The following is a 25,590-nucleotide window of genomic DNA, read 5'->3' as shown; positions in this document are numbered from 1 at the left end:
GCGGCACGCGGCCCGCACGGCCCGCGCGCCCCGCACGGGCCGGGCCCGGCGGCTACTGTCCGACGGGTGATCGAACTGCGCACCCGCCGGGCGGTGACCCGGTGACCCGCCCCGGCGAGCACGACTTCCCGGTCCGCTCGGCCACCGACATCTACTCCGGCCGCGTGATGGCGCTGCGGTCGGACCGCGTCGTCATGCCTGGCGGCCGGGTCGCGACCCGCGAGATCCTGGAGCACCCGGGGGCGGTCGCCGTCGTCGCGGTGGACGAGGCCGGGCGGGTCCGGATGCTGCACCAGTACCGCCACGCCGTCCGGCGACGGCTGTGGGAGCTCCCCGCCGGCCTGCTCGACGTGGCGGGGGAGGACCCCGCGGTCACCGCCGACCGGGAGCTGACCGAGGAGGCCGGGCTGTCGGCGTCGGACTGGTCGGTGCTGCTCGACGTCGTGCCCTCGCCCGGGTTCTCCGACGAGTCGGTCCGCATCTTCCTCGCGCGCGAGCTCGTCGAGAAGCCGCGCCCCGACCTGGGCGACGACGAGGAGGCCGACCTGGAGCTGCGCTGGATCCCGATCGCCGAGGCCGTCGGGATGGTGTTCTCCGGCGAGATCGTCAACGCGGTGTCCTGCGCCGGGCTGCTCGCGGCCCGCGCGGTGCTGGCCGGGGAGTTCGACCCCCGCCCGGTCGACGCCGAGTGGGCCGACCGCCCGTTCCGCTTCGCCCGCCGCGCCGACGAGTGATCCTCCGCCGCGCCGACGGGTGACCGCGGGCCGCGGCGACGCGTGACCGCGCCGGGTCTCCGGGTGACGGCCTGCCGCGCCGACGGTGTCCGCCCGGCCGCGCCCACGGTGACCGCGCCGGGCGGTGGTCAGGGCCGCAGCGGACGACCCTCCGGGTCCCGGGGCGACCCGGCGAGCACCACGATCCCGTCGACGAACGACCAGATCGCGCCGATCCCGAAGGTCAGGAACGTGACCAGCAGCTGCGCGACGGCCAGACCGGTGTGGCCCGAGTAGAACCGGCCGATGCCGAACGGCAGGAACAGCTGCAGCAGCCCCGCCACGATCTTCTGCTTGTCGGAGTACGGCAGCCCCGAGTAGGGCTCGCGGCCGTACGGCGCGGACGGGTCGTAGCCGTAGGGGCCGTAGGACGGGGGCCCGGGGTGCGGTGGGTAGGCCGCGCCCGGGTACTGCTGTTGCCCGGACGCCCAGCCCGGCGCACCGGCGGCCCACGCCGGCCCGCCGGGGAACCCGCCGCCGGGGGACAAGCCCGCGGGGCCGCCGTCGGGGTACGGCCCGGACGGGTACGTCCCGCCGGGGTACCCCGCGCCCGGGTAGCCGGGCGCCCCGGGGGCCGGCCACGGGGGGCGGGGACCGGCGGTCGTCGGCGACGGGTCCGGGTAGGGGCCCGCCGCGGGGTGGCCCGACGGATCCGGGTACGGGGTGGCCCGGGTCGGGCCGGGGACCGCGAAGCGCGCGGTGCGCTCGGCGTCACCGCTGTGCCCGTCGTCGTGGGCGCCCGGGGAGCCCGTGCCGGTGGACGTGCCGACGCGCGCGGTCGCGCCGGTGGTGGCTGGATCTGCGGCGGCGGCATCCGCGGCGGTGGGACCGGTGCTGGCGGGGCCGGTGGTCGCGGGATCCGCACCGGCGGGGCCGCCGCTCGGGTCGGCGCCGGCCGCGGACAAGGACGGCGCCACCCCGGTGAGCGACGCCGGGTGCGGCTCGGGCAGATCGGTGAACAGGGCCGCCAGCTGCGACCGCGTCGTCGCCGCCCGGGCCCGGCGCACCCGCGCGTCGAACGCGTCGACGTCCAGCGCCCCGCCCGTGTAGTGGCGGGACAGCGCCCGCACCGTCTCCTCCTGCTCGGCGTAGCCGATCGGGTCCGCGCTCATACCCCGACCGTAGCCGCGATCAGCTGTGGAACAGCACGCTGCGACACGCGAGATGCAGGGCGAGGCGCTCGTCCGGGTCGGCGAGGTCGACGCCGAGCACGTGGCGTACGCGTTCGATCCGGGTCGCGACGGTGTTGCGGTGCACCCCGAGCACCGCCGCGGTCTCGGTCAGCGACGACTCGGCGTCCAGGTAGGCGGTCAGCGTCGTCAGCAGGTCCCCGGGTCTGCCCTGCAACGGTTCCAGCATCGACCGGGCGGCCGGCAGGAACGTGTCGGTGCGGGTCCAGGCCAGCAGCAGCGCCCCCAGCCCGAGCCGGTCGACGTGGACGAACCGGCCGCTGGTGGTGCGTTCGGCCGCGAGCCGGGCCGCGTCCCCGGCCTCGCCGAGGGTGCGGGCCAGCCCGCCCGCCCCGCGGTGCACCCGCCCCACCCCCGTCGAGGTCGGCAGGGACTCGCGCAGCAGCCACTGGGTGCGCCGCGCGGCCGTCGCGTGCTGCTGCAGCTCACCGGCGGTGGGCTGGTGGTCGAACGTCGTCCAGGCGCTCCACCCCGGCCCCTGCTCGACGACGACCGCCCGCAGCCGCGCCGTCTCCACCGCCCGCAGCACCTGCTCCCGGGCGGCGACGACGTCCACCGAGGACGGCACGTCGATCCGCAGGCCCGCGTGCCAGCCGTCCAGCGACCAGCCGGCGTCGAGCGCGCGGCGCCGCAGCCCGCCGGGCACCGGATCCCCGGCCTGCAGGATCTCGGCGAGCAGCGCCGTCCGCAGCCGCGCGTCGCGCTCCACGGCGAGCCGCTGCTCGGCGAGGCGCTGCCGCACCGAGTTCGCGGCGACCGCCAGCGCCGCCCGCAGCGCGGCGGTCTCGGCGGGCACCCCCTCCGGCTCCGCGACGGCCAGGCGGCCGTCCGGCGGGCCCGACCCGAACGCCACCTCCAGCAGCGCCGCCCCGGGAACGGGCGGCGGAGTCCTCGAGCCCGTCGCGTCGGCACCCGCGACGACCGAGCCGCCCGGGTCGAGCAGCCACACCGGGCGTCGCCAGGTCCGGGCGAGGTCCGCGACGAGGTCGTCGACGCCGCCGTGCGGGACCCCGCACACGGTCGCCGTCCGCCCGACGAGTGCCGCGACCACCTGGTCGGGTTCCTGCAGCAGCCGGGTCGCGGTCAGCGCGGCGGCCAGCGCGTCCGGGGCGCCGAGCACCGGCAGCCCGATCCGCCCGGCGAGCAGCCGGCTCGCCGGGTGCAGCGGATCGTCCCCGGCGAGCAGCACCGCGGCGGCCCCGGCGGCGACGGCGCGGCGCAGCAGCACGTCCAGGTGCCAGTCCTCGCGTGGAGCGGACACCGCGACCGTCAGCAGCGCCGCCCGTGCGTCGCCCGGGTCGGCGTGCAGGTCGGCGACGGTCACCACCCGCTCGATGCCCGCGCCGTCCGGTGCGGGCCCGCCCAGGGTCGTCACCGCGGCCCAGTCGGGGTGGGCGAGCAGCCCGGGCAGGCGCAGGCCGCCGGTCACCGCCGTGCCTCCTGTCCGGTGCCGGCCGCCGTGGAGGCGGACCGCACCGCGTGCGGGGCGGGCGGCTCCGCAGCCGGTGCGGGACGGACCGGCCGCGGGGCGGCCGCAGCAGGACCCAGGCCGAACGCCTGCGGGCCGACGTGGACGGCGGCGTCGGGCCGGGCCGCCCACCACGGCGGGGCGGGCAGCACCAGGACCAGGACGTCGTCGCCGGAACGGACGGCGTCGGCGGCGATCGGCGCGGCCGAGCGACGGTCCAGCAGCACGATCACCTCCGGCGACGCGGCCACCGGCTCCCCGTCGGCCAGCACGAGCAGGTACTCGTTCTCCGCCTCGATCCGCAGGACGCCGGCGCCGGGCGCGTCGACGGTGACCGCGGCCCGCCCGAACCGGCCGACGGGGGAGCGCCGCACGTCCACCACCCGGCCGCCGCCGACCGGGTGACCGCCGAGCGCGTCGGCGACCCGGGCCGGTGCCGGGGTGTCACCGAGCCCGGCGTGCGCGCGGCCCAGCCCCAGCGCGCGGCCCAGCGTGCCCAGGCAGGCGTCGCCGAGCGCGGCCGCAGCCGGTGCGGGCGCCATCACGGCCCCGGCCCAGCCGCCCGCCTGGGCGACGAACGCGCGCACGGTCAGCTCGGTCGACACCGGGTCCCCACCTTCGACGACGACGGTCTGCCCCGCCGGCTCGGCCAGCGCCATCGGCGTCACCGCACCCCCGGCGACGACCCGGGTCAGCTGGTCGACCCGGGGCAGCGCGCGCCCCATCAGGTCGGCGTCGACCAGCGGCAGCCCCAGCTGGTGGGCCAGCGGCAGCGGCAGCACCCCGTTCAGGCCGGCCGCCTCGAACGGCATGACCGCGGCCGGGGTGACCCCGGTCCAGCGGACCAGCGCGCGCACGGCCGCAGGCAGCTCGTCGCCCGAGGGCAGTTTCTCGCCCAGCACCCGGGTGCCGCCGAGCATCCCGACCGGCAGCACCGGGGCGTCGCCGAGCTCGGCGGGGGAGTGCAGCCGGACCGGGCCCGCCGCCAGCACCGAGCGCAGCACGTGGGCGTATACCCGGGCGTCGCCACCCCCGCCGGAGCCCAGCAGCAGCACCCCGGTGACGAGGGCGTCGACGTCGCCTGCGGTCACCTCCACGACGCGGATGCTGCCAGGTCAGACCCGGTCCGCGGCGCCCGCTCCCCGCGGGACCGCGGTCTCCAGCGGCACGAACGGCACGTCCAGCCCGAAGCAGGCCGGCCCGAACACCGCGAGGGCCTCCGGCGTGCGCATCATGTCCGGCGTCGAGATCCCCACCACGACGACGCGCTGGCCGTAGCGCAGCGCCTCGGTGGTGATGGGCTCCCCGGACTCGGCCTCCAGCACGCAGATGAGGTCCGGGACGACCGCGACGGTGGTGTCGTCGACGGTCGCGACCAGGGTCTCGTTCTGGAAGACGGTACGGAGCTCGGAGCCGCCGTCGAACGCGGTGAACCGCGCGGTGCCGCGGGCGAACCCGTCGACGGTGCGCCGCTCGACGTCGGAGACCTTGCCGGCGAACAGCACCCGCAGGTGCCGGTACAGGGTCGGGGCGAGGGCGTCGGCGATCGCCCCGACCGGGTCGCCGAGCTGCTCGCGTGCCTCCCGGATCGCCCGGCCCAGCCGCAGCGCCAGGGTGAGGGTGTGCGGGATCGCGGTGCGGCGCACGTCGGCGCCGGACATCGGGTACTCCGCGATCAGCGCCGACCCGCCCATCCGGATGGCGGCGCCGCGCGCCAGGTGCTCCATGCGGTGGTTGTCGGTGCCGGTGTCGATGAGCACCGACTCGCCGTGGTCCCCGGCGACGACCATCGGCGACCCGGACACGCCGTACACCCCGAAGGTCTCCATCTGCAGCTCCGGGAACGCCCGGCCCATGCCGTCGCCGTCGATGACCGGAAGCCCGGTCCGGGCCGCGACGAGCAGCGGGATCATCGAGTTGATGCCGCCGCACTCCATCGGGATGGTCGCGTCGGCGGTGCGCCCGAGGTGCTGCTCCAGGCGGCGCAGGGCGAGCACCGGCTCGTCGCCGCGGGGGATCTTCTCGATCATCACCGTGGGCGCGCCCATCATCGCCGTCGCGATGACGAACAGGTCGTCGGTCAGGTCGGCGGGGTCGGCCGGGTCGAGCACGGTGACGGGTCCGTGCTCGCGCATCGCCTGCTCCACCATGAGCCGCCCGATGTAGGGGTCCCCGCCGCCGCCGGTGCCGAGCAGCGCGGCGCCGCGGGCGAGGTCGGGCAGGTCGTCCGGGGTCAGGGTCCAGGTCATACCGGTGCTCCGTCCGTCACGGTGTCGTGGACCCGCACGGGGTCGGTGTCGTAGCCGAAGTACCGCGGTCCGACGACGGCGATCGCCTCCGGGGTGTGCCAGCGCGGGTCCGCGGGGGCGGCGAGCACGCTGACCCGGTGCCCGAAGCGCAGCGCCTCGGTGGTCACCGGCTCCCCGGTCGCGGTGTCCAGCACCATGATCAGGTCCGGGGTGGTGACGACGGTCGTGCCGTCGACCTCGGCGATCAGGTGCTCGTTCTGGAACCGCAGGACACAGCCGCCGGACAGCGTCGCCGTCCCGCGGGCGAACCCGGTGGTGGTGCGCCGCTCGACGTCGACGACCTTCCCGGTGTGCACGACCCGTCCGCCGACCTCGGTGGCGGCCGCCGCGACCGGGTCGGTGAACCCGGCCCGGGCACCGGCGATGGCGCGCCCGATCCGCACGCAGAGCCCGAGGGTGCCGCGGATCATCGTCTCCCGCGCCCGGGCGCCGGTCATCGGATAGTTCGAGATGATCGCGGTGCAGCCCATGGTGATGGTCATGCAGCGGGCGAGGTCCTCGGCCCACTTCGCGGTCGGGCAGCCCAGGATGCCGGTGTTGCCCTGCTCATCGGTGATCGACATCGGGGTGGCGGGGACGCCGGCGACGCCGGGCAGCACCATCTGCAGCTCGGGGAACGCCCGGCCCATGCCGTCGCCGTCGACCAGCGGCAGCCCGAGCATCGCCGCACCGGCCACCGGGATCGTGGAGTTGATGCCACCGGCCTCGATGCACGCCACGTGGGTGGGCGTGACCCCCAGGTGCGCGGCGAGCGCGGTGACCGCGCGGCCGATCTCGTCGTAGGCGGGCAGCTTCTCCACGCTCACCGTCGGCGCCCCCATCTGCGCGACGACGAACACGGCGGCGTCGTCGGGCAGGTCGGCGGGATCGACGAGCGGCACGGGACCGTGCGCCCGCAGCGCCCGCTGCGCCAGCAGCCGTCCCAGGTACGGGTCGCCGCCGCCGCCGGTCCCCAGCAGCGCCGCGCCCCGGGCGAGCGCGGGCAGGTCCTCGGCGGTCAGCAGCGCCGTCACCGGGTCACCGTCCGCTCCAGGCGCAGGTCGCCGACCGCCTTCGCGCGGATGCGGGTCGCGTTGCCGGGCAGGTAGGGGATGGGGACCTCGTCGAAGTCGACGAGCGCGACCGAGCCGGGGTCGGCGCCGGAGGCGACCGCACGGTCCACGGCCTCCTGCTTGGCGGCGTCGACGACGGCGTTGCGGCGGCCGGGCTCGATCGCGTACACCCGGTCGACCTCACCGCCGACCTGCGCGATCGCCGCGCCGATGGCGTTGGCGACGGCGAAGTTCTCCGGGCGGTGCACCGCGCCCAGCCCGGGGAACGCCTCGGGCAGCAGCACCGAGCCACCGCCGACGGCGACCACCGGCAGCGGGTCGGCGGAGATCCGCATCCGGTCCACGACGTCGGCGACGTCGGAGGCGATCCGGTCCAGCGCCGCGGTCACCAGCTCCCGGGACAGCCCGGCGACCAGGGAGCGGTCGCCGATGTCGGCCCGGCCCGCCGCGACGGCGATGTCGGTCGCGGTCAGGGTGTCGCCGCCGAACACCAGCGCCCGCTCGGTGAGCCGGTAGCCGACCGAGTCCGGGCCGACGGTGGGCCCGTCGGGCCGCTCGGGGGAGCCGGTGCGGACCAGGGAGCCGCCGCCGATGCCGACGCTGAGCACGTCGGGCATCCGGAAGTTGGTGCGCACCCCGGCCACGCTGACCTCGACGGCGGCCTCGCGCGGGAAGCCCGCGGTCAGCACGCCGACGTCGGAGGTGGTGCCGCCGACGTCGACGACCGCGCAGGTGCCCAGCCCGGACAGCACGGCGGCGCCGCGCATCGAGTTCGTCGGGCCGGAGGCGAACGTCGCCACCGGGTAGCGACGGGTGTAGCCGACGTCCATCAGGGTGCCGTCGTTCTGCGACAGGTACAGCGGCGCGGTGATGCCCTGGCCCTGCACCGCCCCGGCGAGCGCGTCGACGATGTGCGCGGCGAGCTCGCGCAGCGCGGCGTTGACGATCGTCGCGTTCTCCCGCTCCAGCAGCCCGACCCGGCCGATCTCGTGGGACAGCGAGATCGGCACGTCCGGGCCCAGCTCCTCGGCGATGATCTCCGCGGCGGCCAGCTCGCACTCGCTGGTCACCGGGGAGAACACCGAGGAGATCGCGACCGAGCGGACGCCGTGGGCCGCCATGTCCGCGGCGTGGCGGCGCAGCTCGTCCGGGTCGAGCGGGGAGATGCGGCGGCCGTCGAACTCGTGGCCGCCGTGGGCGAGGTAGCCGCGCCCGGCGATCGCGTCGACCAGCCGCTGCGGCCAGTCGACCATCGGGGGCAGCGCCGCGGTGGCGGGCAGGCCCAGGCGCAGCGCCGCGGTGGGGGCGAGCCGACGGGCCTCGACCAGGGCGTTGACGAAGTGCGTCGTCCCGATCATCACGGCGTCGACGTCGCCGGGGGAGAACGGGTGGTCGGCCTGCAGCCCGGTGAGCGCGCCGACGATGCCGGAGGTGACGTCGTCGGTGGTCGCGGACTTGACGGCGGCCAGCACCCGGACACCGCCGGACGGGGCGTCGTCGAGCAGGACGGCGTCGGTGTTGGTGCCGCCGACGTCGATGCCGATACGCATGGAGTGCTCCTTCGGTGGTGCCGCGCCGCCCGCCCGTGACGTCACGGGCGGGCGGCGCGGAGTGCGGGTCAGGACGTGACGGCGGGGGTTGCGGCCCGGTCCGGCGCCTCGGTGCGGCTGACACCGATCCCGCGGAGCAGCCCGAGCCGTCCGGCGACGACGTAGAGCACGAAGGCCGCCACGATCGAGTTCACGCTGGGCAGCCCGGCGTCGACGAGACCGCCGAGCAGGGCCGACGCGGCCCAGACGGCCAGCGTCGCCGGGACCCAGGTCGGTGAGGTGGCGGGCAGTGCACCGGTGGCCCGCGCCGCCTCCAGGTCACCGCGCCAGCGCTTCACCACGAAGTACTCGGCGACCATGATCCCGGCGATCGGCGGGAACACCACGCCCAGCACCGACAGGAACCCGGTGAACAGGTCGAGGATGCCGCCCGCGGCCAGCAGCGAGCCGACCACGCCGAGCGCGAGGGTGACCATCGGGCGGCTCACGGTGCGCCCGAGCACGGTTCCCGCGAAGTTCACCACGCCCAGCCCGGACGAGTAGAGGTTCCAGTCGTTGATCTTGAGGGTGCCGAGGATGATGATCAGCGTCCCGACCCAGCCGACCGACGACGTGACGATGGTGATGATGTCGTCGGAGCGGATGGCGTGCGCCAGCAGCACACCGGACATGCCGATCACGTACTCGCCGAGGGTGAACCCGACGACGGTCTGCTTGACCACGTCGGCGGAGGTCCGGTTGAACCGGGTCATGTCCGGGGTGATGATCGCCCCGACGATGAAGCCGCCCGCGACCAGCGTCGTGCCCTCGACCAGCGAGATCGACGGCCCCGGCGGCGGGCTCGCCATGAGCGCACCGAGGTCGTGGCCGAGCAGGGCGCTGCCGATCGACCAGCCGACCAGCACCAGGAACGCCGGCACGGTGATGTAGGCGACCCACTGCATCGAGCCGAAGCCCCACAGCACGATCATGGTGACGACCAGGCCGAACACCAGCGACCACGCCCAGACCGGCAGCCCGCCGATCAGCGTGACCAGGCCCTCGGCCGAGACCCCGGACTGCACGCCGAACCAGCCGACGAGGCTCACCCCGATCGCGACGCCGATCAGCGCGCTGCCGCCGTGGCCGAAGCCGGTCCAGCGGGCCAGCAGTGAGGTGTTCAGGCCCTCCTTGCAGCCGATGATCCCGACGCCGATCGAGACCAGCTCCAGGATCACCGCGCCGAGGGTGAAGGCGAGGAAGGCGTCCCAGAACCCCATCCCGAACCCGAGTGTCGAGCCGAGCAGGAACTGGCTCAGGGCCGACACCTGCCCGAACCGCTGTACCGCCACGCTCCACCACGAGTACCGGGCGTGCTCCGGAACCCTGGTCAGGGCGTAGTCGTCCGTACCGACCCCACCGCTCATCTCGGTCTCCTCTCGGCTGGTTGCGAGAACGGTAGGTGCAGGTCAGAGCCCGGTCACGGGGCGATGTGCCCGGTCCGGGGCCAACCACTGTGCAGACTGCCCTTACGGGTCGCCGCGCGACGGACGTCCTAGGCTCGGCGCATGCGTTTCGGACTCTTCGTGCCCCAGGGCTGGCGTCTCGACCTCGTCGGCGTCGATCCCGCCGCCCAGTGGGACGTGATGCGCGGCCTCGCCGAGCACGCCGACCGCGGCGACGTCTGGGAGTCGGTCTGGGTGTACGACCACTTCCACACCGTCCCCGCGCCCACCGACGAGGCCTGCCACGAGGCGTGGAGCCTGATGGCCGCCTTCGCCGCGACGACCGAGCGGGTGCGGCTCGGCCAGATGTGCACCTGCATGGCCTACCGCAACCCCGCGTACCTGGCGAAGGTCGCCGCCACCACCGACGTCATCTCCAAGGGCCGCGTCGAGATGGGCATCGGCGGCGGCTGGTACGAGCACGAGTGGCGCGCCTACGGCTACGGCTTCCCCCGGCCCGGCGAGCGGCTCGGCATGCTCGACGAGGGCGTGCAGATCTTCGCCCAGGCCTGGCGCGAGGGCCGGGCCACCCTGCACGGGAAGCACTACACCGTCGACGACGCCATCGTCGCGCCCCGCCCGCTCCAGGACGGCGGCATCCCGCTGTGGATCGCCGGCGGCGGCGAGAAGGTCACCCTCAAGATCGCCGCGAAGTACGCGCAGTACACCAACTTCGACGGCACCCTCGACGGCTTCCGGCACAAGTCGGCGCTGCTCGCCGACCACTGCCGCGATGTCGGCACCGACTACGACGCCATCGTCCGCTCGGCCAACTACAACGTCGCGATCGGGCACACCGAGGCCGAGGTGGAGGAGCGGCTCGCCCGGCTCGTCGCCCGGCTGGAGCCGATCGTCGGTGCGGAGAAGGCCCAGGGCGCGCTGGGTGCGTTCCGCGGGATGCCCGGCGTCGGGACCCCGGAGCAGATCGTGGAGAAGCTCTCCGCGCTGCAGGCCGTCGGCATGAGCTACGGCATCTTCTACTTCCCCGAGGCCGCCTACGACCGGTCGGGCATCGAGCTGTTCGAGCGCGAGGTCGTCCCGGCCCTGCGGGACTGACGGTGCCGACCGTGCGCCGGGTGGCCGAGGACTACCTCGACCACCTGGCCGTCGAACGGGGACGAGCGCAGAACACCCTGCGCTCCTACCGGCTCGACCTCGGGCGCTACCTCGACCACCTCGACCACCTGGGACGCGCGGAGCTGACCCAGGTGGCCGAGGCCGACGTCGCCGCGTTCGTCACGGCGCTGCGCACGGGGGAGCGCCCGCTGGCCGCGTCCTCGGCGGCGCGGGCGCTGGCCGCGGTGCGCGGGCTGCACCGGTTCGCGCTGTACGAGGGGCTCACCCCGACCGACGTCGCGGCCGGTGTGGCGCCGCCGGCACTGGGCTCGCGGCTGCCGTCCGCGCTGTCGGTCGACCAGGTCGACCAGCTCCTCGCCGGCTGCGTGTCCGACGGCCCGGTCGGGCTGCGCGACCGGGCCCTGCTGGAGCTGCTGTACTCCACCGGCGCCCGGATCTCCGAGGTCGTCGGCGCCGATCTCGACGACCTGGACCCGGACGCGCGGACGATCCTGCTGCACGGCAAGGGGAACAAGCAGCGGATCGTGCCCGTCGGGCGCCCCGCGCTGGCCGCCGTCGACGCCTACCGGGTCCGGGCCCGGCCCGACCTCGCCGGACGGGGCACGGGCAGCCCGGCGCTGCTGCTCAACGCCCGCGGCAACCGGCTGTCCCGGCAGAGCGCCTGGCACGTCCTGCGCGCCGCCGCCGAGGCGTCCGGGCTGCCCGGCGACGTCGTCGCCGCGGTCTCCCCGCACACCCTGCGGCACTGCTTCGCCACCCACCTGCTCTCCGGCGGCGCCGACGTACGGGTGGTGCAGGAGCTGCTCGGGCACGCGAGCGTCGCGACCACGCAGATCTACACCCACGTCACCGTCGACACGTTGCGCGAGGTCTACGCCACCGCGCACCCCCGCGCCCGGGGGTGATCACGGATCGGGCACCGCCCCGGTCGCCCACCGACGCGTCCGGTGCCCGATCCGTGATCACGCGTTCGCGTTCGCGACGGAGGGGTCCGGTTCCGGTGTGGGGGGCGGCGGCGGTGGGCAGGGTGGCCGGATGGAGCTGTGGGAGCTGCTGCGTGCACAGGCCGGTGTGGTGACGACGACGCAGGCCGTGGCCTGCGGGGTCCCGGCCCGGTCGGTCTACCGCCGGGTCGCAGCGGGCCACTGGTGGACCCCGCTGCCCGGAGTCCACCACGACCGGACGCATCCGTACGGCCCCGAGGCCCGGCTGCGCGCGGTGTCGTTCTGGGCGGGTCCGGACGCGGTGCTGCACGGGCCGACCGCGGCCTGGTGGCACGGGATCCTCGACGCCGCCCCGGTCGTCGCCGGGGTGACGGTGCCGCGGCGGACCCGTCGCGCCGTGCGGCCCGGGGTGCGGGTGCGCCGCCGGGACCTGCACCCGGCCGACCGGGGTGTGCGCCGCGGTGTCGGGGTGACGGCGCGGCCACTCACCGTGCTGGAGACCGCCGTCGCGCTGCCGGACGGCGCCGCGCTCCTCGACCGGGCGCTGCAGCGCGGGATGATGTTCGGTGCGCTGCACGCGGCCTGGTGCCGGATGACCGGGGCCACCGGCGCGCCCCGGGCACGGGAGCTGCTCATCGCCGCGGGGGACCGGGCCGGGTCCGGTGCCGAACGGCGGTTGATGCGTGTGCTGCGGGAGGCCGGTCTGACCGGGTGGGTACGGGCCCACCGGGTCGGCCCCTACGAGCTCGACCTCGCCTTCCCGGCCGAACGGGTCGGCGTCGAGTTCGACGGGTGGGCGTGGCACAGCGACGTCGCGCGGTTCCGCAACGACCGGCGCAAGGGCAACGTCCTGGCCGGCCACGGCTGGACGATCCTGCGGGTGACCTGGCACGACCTCGACACCGCACCCGGTCGGGTGGTCGCCGAGATCCGCCGCGCACTCCGGCTCGCCACCGGGTGATCACGGATCCGGCACCGTCGGAGTCGGTGAGCGACCGGATCGGTGCCCGATCCGTGATCGTGGGGGCGGCGCTCGGCGTGGGACGGCGAACGACTACGTTCCGGGGCCCATGCGGTACGGAGCGTGGGTGACGGCGGTCGTGGCGGGACTCCTCCTGGCCGGATGCGGTGGTGCCGCCGCCGGGCAGGAGCAGCAGCAGGCGGTGAACGAGCCCGTCGACGGGACGGTCACCCGGGTCGAGGTCGACTCCGACGCCGGGGCGCTGCGCCTCGTCGCGGGGGAGAAGGCGTCGGTCGAGCAGGACCTGCGGTGGACCGGCGACGCCCGCCCGCAGGTCGAGCAGAAGGTCGACGGCGGCGTCCTGCGGGTCACCGTCCGCTGCCCGGACCAGGGCGGCGACCGCTGCCAGGCCGGTCTCGTGGTGACCGCGCCCGCCTCGTCGTCGGCGCTGGTCGACCTGCGTGCGGGCGGCATCGAGGTCCAGGGACTGACCGGGGCGCTGGACCTGACGTCGTCGGCGGGCGAGGTCAGCGCCACCGGTGCCGGACCGGGCGACGTGCGGGCGAGGTCCAGCGCCGGCGCGGTCGAGCTGACCTTCGCCGCGGCGGCCGCGGACGTGACCGCGGAGTCCAGCGCCGGCGGCGTCGAGATCCGGGTCCCGGTGGGTCCGGCCTACGAGGTGACCGCCGAGACCTCCGCCGGGTCGACCGAGGTCGGCGTCCCCGACCAGCCCGGTGCCGACCACCGGATCACCGCGAAGAGCAGCGCGGGCGGGGTCTCGGTCCTGCCCGCCCGCTGAGGCGCGACACGCCGGGGCGCACCGTCGGACGGACGGCGCCCGCCCGCAGGTAGGGTGACCTGGAAATCCATACCGCGACGTGGCCCGACGGGGACGTCGCCGCACGTGGGGACATCTCCTGCAGTGCGGTCTCAGGCCCTGACCGGGACCCGGGACCCGGCACGGTACCCGCGACGAGACCGGAGACCGCATGAACCCGACGCGGCCGGAGGCCCAGGGCAGGCCCGACGACCCGAGCGACGAGCCGACGCCGGATCACGGGCGAGGCACCCAGACCACCAGCGCGCGCGCTCCCGAGCCCGCACCGCTGTCGGTGCACGGCCCGGCCCGCGTGATCGCGGTGGCGAACCAGAAGGGCGGCGTCGGGAAGACGACGTCGACGATCAACCTCGGGGCCGCGCTCGCCGAGTACGGCCGCAGGGTCCTGCTCGTCGACTTCGACCCGCAGGGCGCGCTGTCGGTGGGCCTCGGCGTGCAGCCCCACCAGCTCGAGTCCACCGTCTACAACCTGTTGATGGAACGCGGCGTCGAGGCAGACGAGGTGCTCCAGGACACCGGCGTCGAGAACCTGGACCTGCTGCCGTCGAACATCGACCTGTCGGCGGCCGAGGTCCAGCTCGTCACCGAGGTCGGCCGGGAGCAGGCACTCGGCCGCGCCCTCAAGCGGTTCCTGCCCGACTACGACATCGTCCTCATCGACTGCCAGCCGTCGCTGGGCCTGCTCACGATCAACGCGCTCGCCTGCGCCGACGAGGTCCTCATCCCGCTGGCGTGCGAGTTCTTCTCGCTGCGCGGCGTGGCACTGCTGATGGACACCATCGACAAGGTCACCGAGCGGCTCAACCCGGACCTGCGCCTGCTCGGCGTGCTCCCGACGATGTTCGACACCCGCACGCTGCACACCCGCGAGGTCCACGACCGCGTGGTGGAGGCGTTCGGGGACAAGGTGTTCGACGCCGTCATCAACCGGACGATCAAGTTCCCGGAGACCACGGTCGCCGGGGAGCCGATCACGACGTGGGCGCCCACGTCGTACGCCGCGGAGGCGTACCGGATGCTCGCCCGCGAGGTCATCGCCCGGTGACGCTGCTCGCCGACGGTGCTCCCGAAGGTCTGGGCGACGGTCTCGACGACAACGACGTCGCCGCGCCGCGGACCCGTCGTTTCACCGTCCGGCTGTACAACTTCGAGGGCCCGTTCGACCTGCTGCTGCAGCTGATCGGCAAGCACGAGCTCGACCTCACCGAGATGGCCCTGCACAAGGTCACCGACGACTTCATCGCCCATCTCACCGACCTCGGCGACGACGCCGACCTCGACGAGATCACCGAGTTCCTGGTCGTCGCGGCGACCCTGCTCGACCTGAAGGCCGCGCGGCTCGTCCCCGGCGCCGAGGTCGACGACGAGGACGACCTCGCCCTGCTCGAGGCCCGTGACCTGCTGTTCGCCCGGCTGCTGCAGTACCGCGCCTACAAGGAGGCCGCGGCGCTGTTCGTCGAGCTGGAGAACGGCGCGATGCGCCGCTTCCCGCGCTCGGTCGCGATCGAGGACCGCTACGCCGAGCTCCTGCCCGAGGTGCTGCTCGGCGTCGACGCGCAGGCCTTCGCCGAGCTCGCCGCCGCGGTGTTCCGGCCGCGCCCGCCCGACGAGGTCGGCGTCGACCACCTGCACGCGGTGCACGTGTCGGTGCCCGAGCACGCGGCGATCCTGCGGGAGCGGCTCGCGCTCGCCGGGACGGCCACCTTCGCCGATCTGACCGCCGACTGCGTCGCGACGCTGGAGGTCATCGCCCGGTTCATGGCACTGCTGGAGCTGTACCGGGAGCGATCGGTGGCCCTGGAGCAGCCGGAGGCGTTCGCCGACCTGACGGTCACCTGGACCGCGGACCGCGAGGACGACCCGGTCGCTTACGCCGCCGCGCTGGAGGACGAGGCCGCGGCCGCCGAGGAGGCGGTGCGGGCGCGCAACCGGCGCCGCCGGAAGAAGAACCGCGTCGACGAGTCGGTCGCGTCCGGCCCCGGCTCCGCCCCTGACTCCGCCGCCGACTCCGATCCCGACGCCGACTCCGATCCCGACGCCGACTCCGATTCCGGAGCGGACCCGGAGGCTCGGGACGCGGGCCTGGACGATCCGGATACGGACCTGGACGACCCGGACGCGGACCTCGACGACCTCGGCGGTCCGGACTCCGACCTCGACCGCCCGGACGAGGCGGATCTGGATCCGGACGGCCCGGACGCGGACCTCGACGGTCTGCACGTGCACCGTCCCGACCCCGACGACGAGAGGACCGGAACCACCGGTGACTGAGCCGGACGACCGGCCGGGCTCCGACGACCCGGAGGACCCGTCCGAGCTGCTGCGCCTGATCGGCCGCACGGTGCCGCGCAGCCCGCACGCCACCGCGTCGCCGCAGGTCGCGGCCGGCGCGGACGACCGAGCCGCTCCGGAGCCGGAGGCTACGGCCGATGGGGCCGATGGGGCCGATGGGGCCGATGGGGCCGATGGGGCCGACGGGGCCGACGGGGCCGACGGGGCCGACGGGGCCGACGGGGCCGACGGGGCCGACGGGGCCGACGAGGCCGACGAGGAGGCGACGACCGCCGACGCCGAGCTCGCCCGCTCCGCGGAGCCCGCCCGGGACGCCGGGCCCGCAGCTGACGCCGGGCTCGCAGCCGACGCCGGGCCCGCAGCCGACACCGAGCCTGTGGCGGCCCGGCTCGCCGGCACCGAGCCGGCGGTCTCCGGACCCGTCACCACCGCACCTGCGACGCCGGGCTATCGAGACGCACGTTCCGGCCCCGCCGAGGGCGGAAACGTGCATCTCGACCGGTCCGGTGACCCCACCGCCGGCGATGCCGCCCCCTCGGACACGTCGACCGACGGTCGAGCGTCGCGAAACGGTGCTCGGAACGACGCATCCGCAACGCTCGACGTCCAGGACGACCGGTCCGGGCGGCCCGGTGGGCGCGACTCCGTCCATCCCGACCCGGCTGCCGGGCCGGACGACTCGGCTGCGCGGGAGAACGGGCCGAAGGCCCGCGGAGCAGAGGACCCCCGAGCGGAGGAACCCGGTACCCAGGACGAGCCGGAACCCGAGGGGCCCGAGTTCCACGAGCTCGCCGACGACACCGAGCTCGAGCACGCCCTGGAGGCGCTGCTGCTCGTCGTCGACGCCCCGGTCGACGAGCCGTCCCTGGCCACGGCGCTGCACCAGACGCCGTCGCGGATCCGGCAGACGCTGCACCGGATGTCGCTGGCCTACACCGCCGAACGGCGCGGCATCGACCTGCGCCGCGCGGGGGAGGGCTGGCGGTTCTACACGCGCGACCGCTACGCCCCCTACGTCGAGAAGATGCTGATGGACGGCCAGCGCGCCCGGCTGACCCGGGCCGCGCTGGAGACCCTCGCCGTCGTCGCCTACCGCCAGCCGGTCACCCGTGCACGGGTCTCCGCGGTCCGCGGCGTCAACTGCGACGGCGTGCTCCGCACCCTGCTCACCCGTGGACTGGTGGAGGAGGCCGGCACCGAGGAACACACAGGGGGGACACTGTTCCGGACGACCGAGCTGTTCCTCGAACGGCTCGGGATCTCCTCCGTGGCCGAGCTGCCCCCGCTGGCACCGCTGCTGCCCGACATCGACGCGATCGACGACCTGGAAAGCTAGGCACCATGAGCAACACACACGACCCCGACGGCGTCCGGCTCCAGAAGGTGCTGGCCCGCGCGGGCGTCGCCTCCCGGCGCGCGGCCGAGGACCTCATCGCGCAGGGACGCGTGCAGGTCGACGGCGAGACCGTCCGTGAGCAGGGCCGCCGGATCGACCCGGACACCGCGGTCGTCCACGTCGACGGCGCCCGGGTCACCCTGCGCGACGACCAGGTCTACCTGGCGCTGAACAAGCCGTTCGGGCTGCACTCCACGATGTCCGACGACATGGGCCGGCCCTGCATCGGTGACCTGCTCGCCGACCGCGTCGAGATCATGAACACCGCGCAGCGGCTGTTCCACGTCGGCCGGCTCGACGCCGAGACCGAGGGGCTGCTGCTGCTCACCAACGACGGCGAGCTCGGCCACCGGCTGATGCACCCGTCCTACGAGGTGCCCAAGACCTACCTCGCCGAGATCGAGGGCAAGATCGCCCGGGACCTCGGGCGGCGGCTGCGCGACGGCATCGAGCTCGAGGACGGCATCGCCCGCGTCGACGCGTTCAAGCTCGTCGACGCCGTCCCCGGCCGCGCCACGGTGCAGCTGGTCCTGCACGAGGGGCGCAAGCACATCGTGCGGCGGATGCTCGCGGAGGTCGGCCACCCGGTGCTGCGTCTGGTGCGGACCCACGTCGGCTCGGTCGCCCTGGGCAATCAGCGTCCCGGCAAGCTGCGGCCCCTCGACCGCGTCGAGGTGGGCTCGCTGTACAAGGCGGTCGGTCTCTGATGGCCGTGCGGGCCCTGCGGGGCGCGACCCAGGTCGACGCCGACGACCGGCAGGAGATCCTCGACCGCTCCGCCGAGCTGGTCACCGCGGTGCTGGAGCGCAACGAGCTGCGCTCCGACGACATCATCTCGATCTGGTTCACCGCCACCCCGGACCTCACCGCCGAGTTCCCGGCGTACGCGGCACGGCTGCTCGGGCTGACCGACGTGCCGCTGATGTGCGCCACCGAGATGGCGGTGCCCGGCGCGCTGCCGCGGGTGCTGCGGCTGCTCGCCCACGTCGACACCCCGAAGCCGCGCTCGGCGATGCGGCACGTCTACCTGCACGGGGCGCGGGCGCTGCGCACCGATCTGCCCCAGTAGGACACCCCGCCCCGTCGTGGCGGGGGCCGACCGGCGACAATGCCGGACGCAGCAACTCGAACACGGTGGGGGAACAAGGTGGCCTTGCGGGGCGTCGTCGCGATGGACGGTCCGTCCGGGACGGGCAAGTCGACCGTCTCCCGACGGCTGGCGCAGGCCTGCTCGGCGGCCTATCTGGACACCGGGGCCATGTACCGCGCCGCGACGCTGGCCGCGCTGCGCGCCGGCCTGGGCGAGGGTGCGACGGAGGACGAGATCGCCCGCGCCGCCATCGGGGCCCGTCTGGAGTCGGGCACCGACCCGGTCGCCCCGACGATCACCCTCGACGGTGAGGACGTCTCCGGCCCGATCCGCGGCCCCGAGGTGACCGGGTTCGTCTCGGCCGTCTCCGCGGTGCCGCAGGTCCGGGCCGAGATGGTCGCCCGCCAGCACGCCCTGATCCGCGCGGCCGTCGGGAGCGGCGGCGGGATGGTCGTCGAGGGGCGCGACATCGGTACCGTCGTGGTTCCGGACGCGCCCCTCAAGGTCTACCTGACGGCGTCGCCGGAGGTCCGCGCGGCGCGGCGCGGGCGGCAGGACGAGAAGGCGGGCCGCAAGGCCGACCTGCACGTCACCCTCGCCGACGTCGAACGGCGGGACCGGCTCGACTCGTCGCGCCGGGTCTCGCCGCTCTACGCGGCGGCGGACGCGCTGGTGCTCGACACCGACCGCCTGTCGGCGGACGCCGTGCTGGCGAAGCTGCGCGAGCTCGTCTCCGCGCGGGGGCTGGACGGGTGAGCCGGGCGCGTGCGCTGCCGGAGCACGCTCTCGGGTGGCTGCACGACCTCGGCCGCTGGATCGGCACCTGGCTGTGGGTCCCGTTCTTCCGGGTGCGGATCCGGCACCGGGAGCGTATCCCGGCGACCGGCCCGGTGGTGCTCGTCGCGAACCACAGCGCGTTCGTCGACGGACCGCTGCTGTTCGGCATGTTCGGGCGCCGCGTGGTGTTCCTCGTGAAGGCGGAGATGTTCTCCGGGATCGTGGGGACACTGCTGCGGTGGTTGGGGCAGGTGCCGGTGCGGCGGGACGTCGTCGACCGGCGGCCGCTGACGACCCTGCTGGAGGTCCTGCGCGACGGCGGCATGGTCGCCGTCTTCCCGGAGGGCACCCGCGGCACCGGCGAGGTCGGCAGCGACATCGGCAGGGCCCGGCAGGGCGCGGCCTGGCTGGCCCGCTCGGCATCGGCGCCGCTGCTCCCGGTGGCGGTGCGCGGCACGCACCGCCCGGCGGGTGCGGCCCGCCGCCTCCGCCCCCGGGTGGACGTGCTGGTCGGCGACCCGCTGCCGGCGCCGACGGCGCCGGGACGGAACGGCCTGGCCGCCGCGACCACCGAGGTCACGGAGGCCCTGCGGACACTGGTCCGCGAACTGGACAACGAACACAGGCAAGTGACACGGCCCGACGCGGCCGGGGACGTGAGAGAGCAGTGAGCGAGAGCAGCGAACGCGGAACGAGCCTCGGCGGGGCGTACCGCAGCGGTGTCGAGATCGGTGACGCGGCCGACCGGGCCGAGATGGACCGGCTCGGGCTGGACCCGACGGAGTTCGTGGCCGTCGACGAGGAGGGCGTCGTCACCGCGGGGATCGACCCCGACGAGACGCTGGCGACCCCGACCCTGGCCGTCGTCGGCCGCCCGAACGTCGGCAAGTCGACCCTGGTCAACCGCATGCTGGGCCGTCGCGAGGCGGTCGTGCAGGACGTGCCGGGGGTGACCCGTGACCGCGTCGTCTACGACGCGCTGTGGAACGGCCGCCGGTTCAAGCTGATGGACACCGGTGGCTGGGAGCCCGACGCCGCCGGCCTGCAGGGGTTCGTCGCGAAGCAGGCCGAGACCGCGATGCGTCTCGCCGACGCGGTGCTGCTCGTCGTCGACGCCTCGGTCGGCGCCACCGCGACCGACCAGGCCGTCGCGCGGGTCCTGCGCCGCGCCGACGTGCCGGTGATGCTGTGCGCCACCAAGGTCGACGACGACCGGCTCACCTCCGACACCGCCGACCTGTGGCGGCTCGGTCTCGGCGAGCCGCACCCGGTGTCGGGTCTGCACGGCCGCGGCTCCGGTGACCTGCTCGACGCGATCCTGGAGATCCTCCCCGAGACCCCGCGTGACGACTTCGGCGCCTCCGGGGGCGGCCCGCGCCGCGTCGCGCTCGTCGGCAAGCCGAACGTCGGCAAGTCCAGCCTGCTGAACAAGCTGGCGGGCGAGGAGCGGTCGGTCGTCCACGACGTCGCGGGCACCACCGTCGACCCGGTCGACTCCCTGGTCGAGCTCGACGGCCAGGTGTTCCGCTTCGTCGACACCGCCGGCCTGCGCAAGCGGGTCAAGATGGCCTCGGGCATGGAGTACTACGCCTCGCTGCGGACGAGCTCCGCGATCGAGTCCGCCGAGGTCGCGCTGGTGCTGCTCGACGCCTCCGAGCCGATCGCCGAGCAGGACCAGCGGGTCCTGACGATGGTGGTGGAGTCCGGGCGCGCCCTGGTGATCCTGTTCAACAAGTGGGACAAGGTCGACGAGGAGCGTCGCCACCAGCTCACCCGTGAGCTGGAGCGCGACCTGATCAGCGTGCGCTGGGCGGAGCGGGTCAACGTCTCCGCGCTGACCGGGCGGTCGACCCAGCGGATCGCGCCCGCGCTGAACCGCGCGCTGGAGTCCTGGGACACCCGGGTGCCGACCGGGCGGCTCAACCAGTGGCTCAACGACCTCGTCGCCGCGACCCCGCCGCCGGTCCGCGGCGGGAAGCAGCCGAAGATCATGTTCGCGACGCAGGCGCAGACCCGCCCGCCGACGTTCGTGCTGTTCACCAGCGGGTTCCTCGAGGCGGGCTACCGGCGCTTCGTCGAGCGCCGGTTGCGCGAGGAGTTCGGGTTCGGCGGCACGCCGATCCGCGTCTCGGTCCGGGTCCGCGAGAAGCGCCCCCGGAAGAAGTGATGCGGGCCCTGCGCGGCCGTCCCGGTGCCCGGACCTGGGAGGTCGACGAGATCGACACCCCGGTCCCGGGCCCGGGGGAGCTGCTCGTGCGGGTCCGGGCGGCCGGGGTGAACCGGGCCGACCTGCTGGCGCTGGGCGGCGGCTATCCCGTCCCGCACGCCGACGACGACGGCTCGTTCACCGCGGGCATGGAGCTCGCCGGTGAGGTCGTCGACGCCGGTCCGGGCGTCACCGGTGCCCCGGGCCGCGGGCCGGGGGACCGGGTGTTCGCGTCCGCTCCCGCCGCGTTCGCCGAGTACGCCGTCGTCGACGCCCGCCGCGCCCTGCCGGTCCCGCCCGGCCTGTCCTGGACCGACGCCGCCGCGCTGCCGGTCGCGCTGGAGACCGCGCACGACGCGCTGGTCACCCAGGCCGGGTTCGGCACCGACGGCGGCGCCGTTCTGGTGCTCGGCGGCAGTACGGGGGTCGGGCAGGTCGCGATCCGGCTCGCCGCCGCGCTGGGGGCCGCACCGGTCCTCGCGACGACGACCTCGCCCGCCAAGCGCGCCGCGCTCGTCGACGCCGGGGCGGTCCCGCTCGTCGGGGCCGACGCGCTGGGCGACGTCGACGGGCCCGTCGACGTCGTGCTGGACCTCGTCGGCGGCGATTACCTGGCCGCCGCCCTGCCCGCCGTGCGGATCGGCGGGACCGTCGTGCAGATCGGCCGGCTCGCCGGGCCGTCGGCGACGCTGGACCTGAACACCCTGTCCTTCCGCAGACTCCGCCTGATCGGGACCACCTTCAGCGTCCGCACCGCCGAGGAGCGGGCCGCCGTCGCCGCCGCGCTGACGCCGGTCCTCGGCCTGGTCGGCGCGGGCCGGGTGCGCGCCACCGTCGACCGGGTCGTGTCGCTGGACGACGCCCCCGGCGCCGTCGCACACCTGCGGTCCGGCGGGGCGGTCGGCAAGGTCGTGATCGAGGTCGCCGGGTCGTGACGCCGCGCCTGTAACCAGCGGCGCCGGCCCGACGAGTGCCCGGGTGTGACGGTGTCGGGGTGACGGTGTTCGAGCGGCTCTGGGTGTGGCGTGTGCGTGCCGCCTGCGAGATGGCGCTGGCCCTGTGCGGTGGCGACGAGCTCGTCGTCGACGCCCGCACCGAGGCCTCCTGGTACGCCGACCTGCTGCACCCGTGGGACGGCCGGGGTTGCGAACCCGACGCCCGCATCCACGCCTGGTTGTCGATCCTGCTCGCCCGGCGCACCGTCGCCGCAGGAACCCTGGAACGGTGACGACACCGTCACTATCGTGGCCGGGCGTGAGGGAGACCCCGGCCGAGGTGTTCCACGGCCGAGTCGCGGAGCTGGACCTGCTCGCCGACGCGCTGCGTGACGCCGTCGCCGGCGGGGCCTCGGCCGTGCTCCTCGGCGGCGACGCGGGGGTCGGCAAGACCCGACTGGTGTCGGAGTTCGGCCGCACCGCGACGAGCGGCGGCGCGGTCGTGCTGTCCGGCCGCGCGCTCGACATCGCCGACGCCCCGCCGTTCTGGCCTGTCGTGTCCGCGCTGCGAGAGCAGTCCCGCACCCGCGGCGCGCTGGGCCGAGAGTGCGCGGCCGCCCTGTCGAGGCTGGACCGCGCCGACGGGCCGGCCGGGCGGGTCGAGATGCTGGGCGAGCTGGCCGCCGTCGTCGAGCGGGCGGCCCACCGGGGTCCGGTGGTGCTCGTCGTCGACGACCTGCACCGCGCCGACCGCTCCACCCGCGACCTGTTCGCCTACCTGCTGGCGGCGCTGTCGTCGTCGCCGGTGCTGCTGGTCGGCACCTACCGCGACGACCCGGCCGGTGGCGTCCCGATCGACCTGCTCGGGCTCACCGGGGAGCTGCGCCGCCACCGCGGCGTGCGCTTCGCCCGGGTGGAGCCGCTGCCCCGGCACGAGCTGGCCGAGCTGGTCGCGCAGTGGGCACCGGGGCGCCACGACGTCGAGGACCTGGTGTGGCGGCACTCCGGCGGGAACGTGTTCCTGGCCCGCGAGACCGTCCGTGCCGTGCTCGATGGGGACCCGCGGGGCGTGCCGCAGACCGTCCGTGAGCTGGTGCGGGCGGGAGCCGCCGGGCTGTCGACGGGGGCGGTGGAGGTCGTGCGGGCCGTGGCGGCCGGGGTCGGGGAGGTCGAGCACACGCTGCTGGCCGCCGTCGTCGACGTCGACGGGCCGGAGCTGGCCGCGGCCGTGCGGCAGGCGGCCGACGCCGGGTTCGTCGTCGTCGCCGGTGCCGACGGCTACACGCTGCGGCACGGCCTGATGACCGAGGTCGTCTCCGCCGACCTGCTCCCCGCCGAGCGGGTCGAGCTGCACGTCCGCTACGCCACCGCGCTGCACGGCGGCCACCGCGTCCCCGGGTCGGCGGCCCGCCTCGCCCACCACTGGCAGCTCGCCGGGCGCCCGGACGAGGCGCTGGAGGCGACCCTCGAGGCGGCGCAGGAGGCCGAACGGCTGCGCGGCTACGCCGAGGCGCACCGGCACTGGCTCCGGGCGGCGACGCTGCCGGTCCCCGACGCCGTCCGCGACCGCAGCCGCTACCTGGAGCGGGCCGCGTCCGCGGCGGCCCTGGCGGGCGACCACGGCTCGGCCGTGGCGCTGCTCGCCGAACGGCTCGGCGAGCCCGACGCGGCCCCCGGCACCGAGCAGGCGGTGCTGCGCTCCCGGCTCGGGCGCTACCTCGGCGCGGCGGGCCAGCTGGCCGAAGCCGAGGAGGCCCACCGGCGTGCCGTCGCCACCCTGCCCGCCGGCGACGACCCGGCCGTCGCCGCCGTCGCCGCTCGCGCCGAGGTCCTCGCCGGCTACGCGGCCGCGCTGCTCGACCGGGCCGACTACGCCGGTGCCCGCGCCGTCGCCGAGGACGCGCTGGTCGCGGCACGCCGGGTGGGGGAGCCGCGGGCACTGGCGTCGGTACTGGCGACGCTCGGGTTCGGTGCCGCGCACTCCCGCGACGGCGCCGCCGGACTCGACGCGCTGACCGAGGCCGTCGCCGTCGCCGAGGCCGACGGCGACCCGGAGACGCTGGGGGAGTGCCTGGCCCGGCGCGCGGAGCTGCTGACCGGCCCGCTCAACGCCCTGGACGACGGCGTCGCCGCGGCCCGGGCGGGAGCCGAGCGGATGGCCGGGCTGGGGCTGGGCCGGACCTCGTCGGTGTCGCTGCGGGTGGTGGCGGCGAACGGGCTGTTCCGCGCCGGTGCCTGGGACGAGGCCGAGCGGGAGGTGGCGACGGCATGGTCGGCCGCCCCGTCCGGGGCGCAGATGCTGGAGCTGCGCCTGGCCCGCGCCCGGCTGCGGATGGGCCGTGGCGACCTCGACGGCTCCGACGTCGACCTCACCGCTGCCGAGCTGATCGCCGGGTCGGCGGGCCTGCCCAAGCAGCGGTTGCCGCTGCTGATCCTGCGCGCCGGGCTGGAGATGTGGCGGGGCAACCCGGAGCTGGCGTTCGCCCACGTCGGGAAGGGGCTCGACGTCGTCGAGTCCGGCGTCGACGACGTCTTCGCGGTCGCGCCGCTGCTCTGGCACGGTGCCCGCGCGCACGCCCAGGCCGTCCTCGCCGGACGTCCCCCCGACGCCAGCGGGCTGCGACGGCTGCGCCGCCACCGGCGCGACCTCGTCGACCGCGGGGACCGCTCCGCCCCCGCGCTGCGCGGGGTGATCGCGAGCTACGAGGCCATGTGCTCCGCCGAGGACGCCCGGACCACCGCGGGGTCCGACCCGGGCACCTGGCGGGGCGTCGCGGACCTGCTGGACGGCCTCGGCCAGCCCTACCCGGGCTCCTACGCCCGACTGCGCAGCGCCGAGGCGCTGCTGGCGGGCCGCCGCACCGAGGAGGGCACCGCGGACCTGCGCCGCGCCGCCCGGCTCGCCGCGGGCCTGCGGGCCGGTCCGCTGCTCACCGAGATCGCCGAGGTCGCCCACCGGGCCCGGATCGAGGTGCCCGAGCTCGCCGCGGTCGCGACGGACGGTCGTGCCCCGGTCGCCGTGGACGGTCCGCTGGCCCGGCTCACCGACCGGGAGCGCGAGGTGCTGGAGGTCCTCGCCGACGGCGCCACCAACAAGCAGATCGCGGCCCGGCTGTTCATCACCCCGAAGACGGTCGGCGCCCACCTCGCCTCGGTCTTCGCCAAGCTCGACGTCACCAACCGCACCAGCGCCGCGGCCGTCCTCCGCGAGCACCGCACCGACATCTAGGTCATTCGCCCTATACCGT

General features: G+C 75.5%; 22 protein-coding genes and 1 pseudogene. 16 read left to right on the top strand and 7 right to left on the bottom strand.

What is annotated here, in order from left to right:
* Window positions 1-101: 101 nt before the first annotated feature.
* Window positions 102-734 (top strand): NUDIX domain-containing protein, encoded by a 633-nt coding sequence (locus DMP15_RS18220; protein WP_073575225.1) that lies wholly within the window; start codon window positions 102-104, stop codon window positions 732-734.
* Between the two features lie 128 nt (window positions 735-862).
* On the opposite strand, the gene DMP15_RS18215 is transcribed toward DMP15_RS18220, so the two are convergent.
* The 7 genes from DMP15_RS18215 to DMP15_RS18185 all read right to left on the bottom strand — a co-directional run bounded on the left by DMP15_RS18215 (window position 863) and on the right by DMP15_RS18185 (window position 9,748).
* The gene (locus DMP15_RS18215) at window positions 863-1,885 is read right to left on the bottom strand and encodes an NINE protein (protein ID WP_083658416.1); all 1,023 of its coding nucleotides are present in this window, start codon (window positions 1,883-1,885) and stop codon (window positions 863-865) included.
* 19 nt (window positions 1,886-1,904) lie between these two features.
* Window positions 1,905-3,392: a PucR family transcriptional regulator gene (locus tag DMP15_RS18210; RefSeq protein ID WP_337826207.1), complete on the bottom strand. Its 1,488-nt coding sequence runs from the start codon at window positions 3,390-3,392 to the stop codon at window positions 1,905-1,907.
* Window positions 3,389-4,528 carry a DUF917 domain-containing protein gene (locus tag DMP15_RS18205; protein ID WP_337826206.1) on the bottom strand — a complete coding sequence of 380 codons (1,140 nt, stop codon included), beginning with the start codon at window positions 4,526-4,528 and terminating at the stop codon, window positions 3,389-3,391. Before DMP15_RS18205 ends, DMP15_RS18210 begins: the two co-directional genes overlap by 4 nt.
* Before the next feature lie 18 nt (window positions 4,529-4,546).
* On the bottom strand, window positions 4,547-5,680 hold the full coding sequence (locus DMP15_RS18200; RefSeq protein WP_073575223.1) for a DUF917 domain-containing protein: 1,134 nt from the start codon (window positions 5,678-5,680) through the stop codon (window positions 4,547-4,549).
* Entirely contained in the window at window positions 5,677-6,753 is a 1,077-nt protein-coding gene (locus DMP15_RS18195; protein WP_337826205.1) for a DUF917 domain-containing protein, read from the bottom strand. The genes DMP15_RS18200 and DMP15_RS18195 overlap by 4 nt, the downstream gene beginning before the upstream one ends.
* Window positions 6,750-8,342 carry a hydantoinase/oxoprolinase family protein gene (locus DMP15_RS18190; protein WP_337826204.1) on the bottom strand — a complete coding sequence of 531 codons (1,593 nt, stop codon included), beginning with the start codon at window positions 8,340-8,342 and terminating at the stop codon, window positions 6,750-6,752. Before DMP15_RS18190 ends, DMP15_RS18195 begins: the two co-directional genes overlap by 4 nt.
* Before the next feature lie 68 nt (window positions 8,343-8,410).
* On the bottom strand, window positions 8,411-9,748 hold the full coding sequence (locus DMP15_RS18185; RefSeq protein WP_073575220.1) for a purine-cytosine permease family protein: 1,338 nt from the start codon (window positions 9,746-9,748) through the stop codon (window positions 8,411-8,413).
* A 141-nt stretch (window positions 9,749-9,889) separates the two neighbouring features.
* Here DMP15_RS18185 and DMP15_RS18180 point away from each other — a divergent pair, with 141 nt between their 5' ends.
* The 15 genes and pseudogenes from DMP15_RS18180 to DMP15_RS18110 all read left to right on the top strand — a co-directional run bounded on the left by DMP15_RS18180 (window position 9,890) and on the right by DMP15_RS18110 (window position 25,571).
* Window positions 9,890-10,882 carry an LLM class F420-dependent oxidoreductase gene (locus DMP15_RS18180; protein ID WP_073575219.1) on the top strand — a complete coding sequence of 331 codons (993 nt, stop codon included), beginning with the start codon at window positions 9,890-9,892 and terminating at the stop codon, window positions 10,880-10,882.
* A gap of 11 nt (window positions 10,883-10,893) precedes the next feature.
* Window positions 10,894-11,808: a site-specific tyrosine recombinase XerD gene (locus DMP15_RS18175; RefSeq protein WP_392567391.1), complete on the top strand. Its 915-nt coding sequence runs from the start codon at window positions 10,894-10,896 to the stop codon at window positions 11,806-11,808.
* Window positions 11,809-11,938: 130 nt separating this feature from the next.
* On the top strand, window positions 11,939-12,808 hold the full coding sequence (locus DMP15_RS18170) for a type IV toxin-antitoxin system AbiEi family antitoxin domain-containing protein (protein WP_073575217.1): 870 nt from the start codon (window positions 11,939-11,941) through the stop codon (window positions 12,806-12,808).
* Between the two features lie 127 nt (window positions 12,809-12,935).
* Window positions 12,936-13,607, top strand: coding sequence for a DUF4097 family beta strand repeat-containing protein (locus tag DMP15_RS18165; protein ID WP_073575216.1), 672 nt, complete (start codon window positions 12,936-12,938; stop codon window positions 13,605-13,607).
* A gap of 190 nt (window positions 13,608-13,797) precedes the next feature.
* A complete protein-coding gene (locus tag DMP15_RS18160; RefSeq protein ID WP_073575215.1) occupies window positions 13,798-14,691 on the top strand; it encodes a ParA family protein in 894 nt (297 codons plus the stop codon).
* A 2-nt stretch (window positions 14,692-14,693) separates the two neighbouring features.
* Window positions 14,694-15,557 (top strand): annotated as a pseudogene (locus DMP15_RS18155) (segregation and condensation protein A); the annotation flags it as partial.
* An 868-nt stretch (window positions 15,558-16,425) separates the two neighbouring features.
* A complete protein-coding gene (gene scpB / locus DMP15_RS18150) occupies window positions 16,426-17,274 on the top strand; it encodes an SMC-Scp complex subunit ScpB (RefSeq protein ID WP_083658524.1) in 849 nt (282 codons plus the stop codon).
* A 5-nt stretch (window positions 17,275-17,279) separates the two neighbouring features.
* Window positions 17,280-18,041 carry a pseudouridine synthase gene (locus tag DMP15_RS18145; protein WP_073575214.1) on the top strand — a complete coding sequence of 254 codons (762 nt, stop codon included), beginning with the start codon at window positions 17,280-17,282 and terminating at the stop codon, window positions 18,039-18,041.
* Window positions 18,041-18,403, top strand: a complete 363-nt coding sequence (gene aroH / locus DMP15_RS18140; RefSeq protein ID WP_073575213.1) for a chorismate mutase — start codon at window positions 18,041-18,043, stop codon at window positions 18,401-18,403. Before DMP15_RS18145 ends, aroH begins: the two co-directional genes overlap by 1 nt.
* A gap of 78 nt (window positions 18,404-18,481) precedes the next feature.
* Window positions 18,482-19,180: a (d)CMP kinase gene (gene cmk / locus DMP15_RS18135; protein ID WP_083658409.1), complete on the top strand. Its 699-nt coding sequence runs from the start codon at window positions 18,482-18,484 to the stop codon at window positions 19,178-19,180.
* A complete protein-coding gene (locus tag DMP15_RS18130; RefSeq protein WP_073575211.1) occupies window positions 19,177-19,872 on the top strand; it encodes a lysophospholipid acyltransferase family protein in 696 nt (231 codons plus the stop codon). Before cmk ends, DMP15_RS18130 begins: the two co-directional genes overlap by 4 nt.
* 83 nt (window positions 19,873-19,955) lie before the next feature.
* Complete coding sequence (der, locus tag DMP15_RS18125; RefSeq protein ID WP_073575397.1) at window positions 19,956-21,368, top strand: ribosome biogenesis GTPase Der; 1,413 nt, start codon at window positions 19,956-19,958, stop codon at window positions 21,366-21,368.
* Window positions 21,368-22,342, top strand: coding sequence for a quinone oxidoreductase family protein (locus DMP15_RS18120; protein WP_073575210.1), 975 nt, complete (start codon window positions 21,368-21,370; stop codon window positions 22,340-22,342). Before der ends, DMP15_RS18120 begins: the two co-directional genes overlap by 1 nt.
* Window positions 22,343-22,401: 59 nt before the next feature.
* Window positions 22,402-22,635, top strand: a complete 234-nt coding sequence (locus DMP15_RS18115; RefSeq protein ID WP_073575209.1) for a hypothetical protein — start codon at window positions 22,402-22,404, stop codon at window positions 22,633-22,635.
* Window positions 22,636-22,661: 26 nt separating this feature from the next.
* Window positions 22,662-25,571, top strand: a complete 2,910-nt coding sequence (locus DMP15_RS18110) for an AAA family ATPase (protein WP_139282767.1) — start codon at window positions 22,662-22,664, stop codon at window positions 25,569-25,571.
* The last annotated feature ends 19 nt before the right edge of the window (window positions 25,572-25,590 follow it).

Origin of the sequence: Pseudonocardia sp. UM4_GMWB1, from assembly GCF_017312155.1 — a bacterium.
GTDB lineage: Bacteria > Actinomycetota > Actinomycetes > Mycobacteriales > Pseudonocardiaceae > Pseudonocardia > Pseudonocardia alni.
The sequence above is the reverse complement of the archived record's forward strand: the minus strand, read 5'-3'. Positions and strand labels throughout refer to the sequence as shown.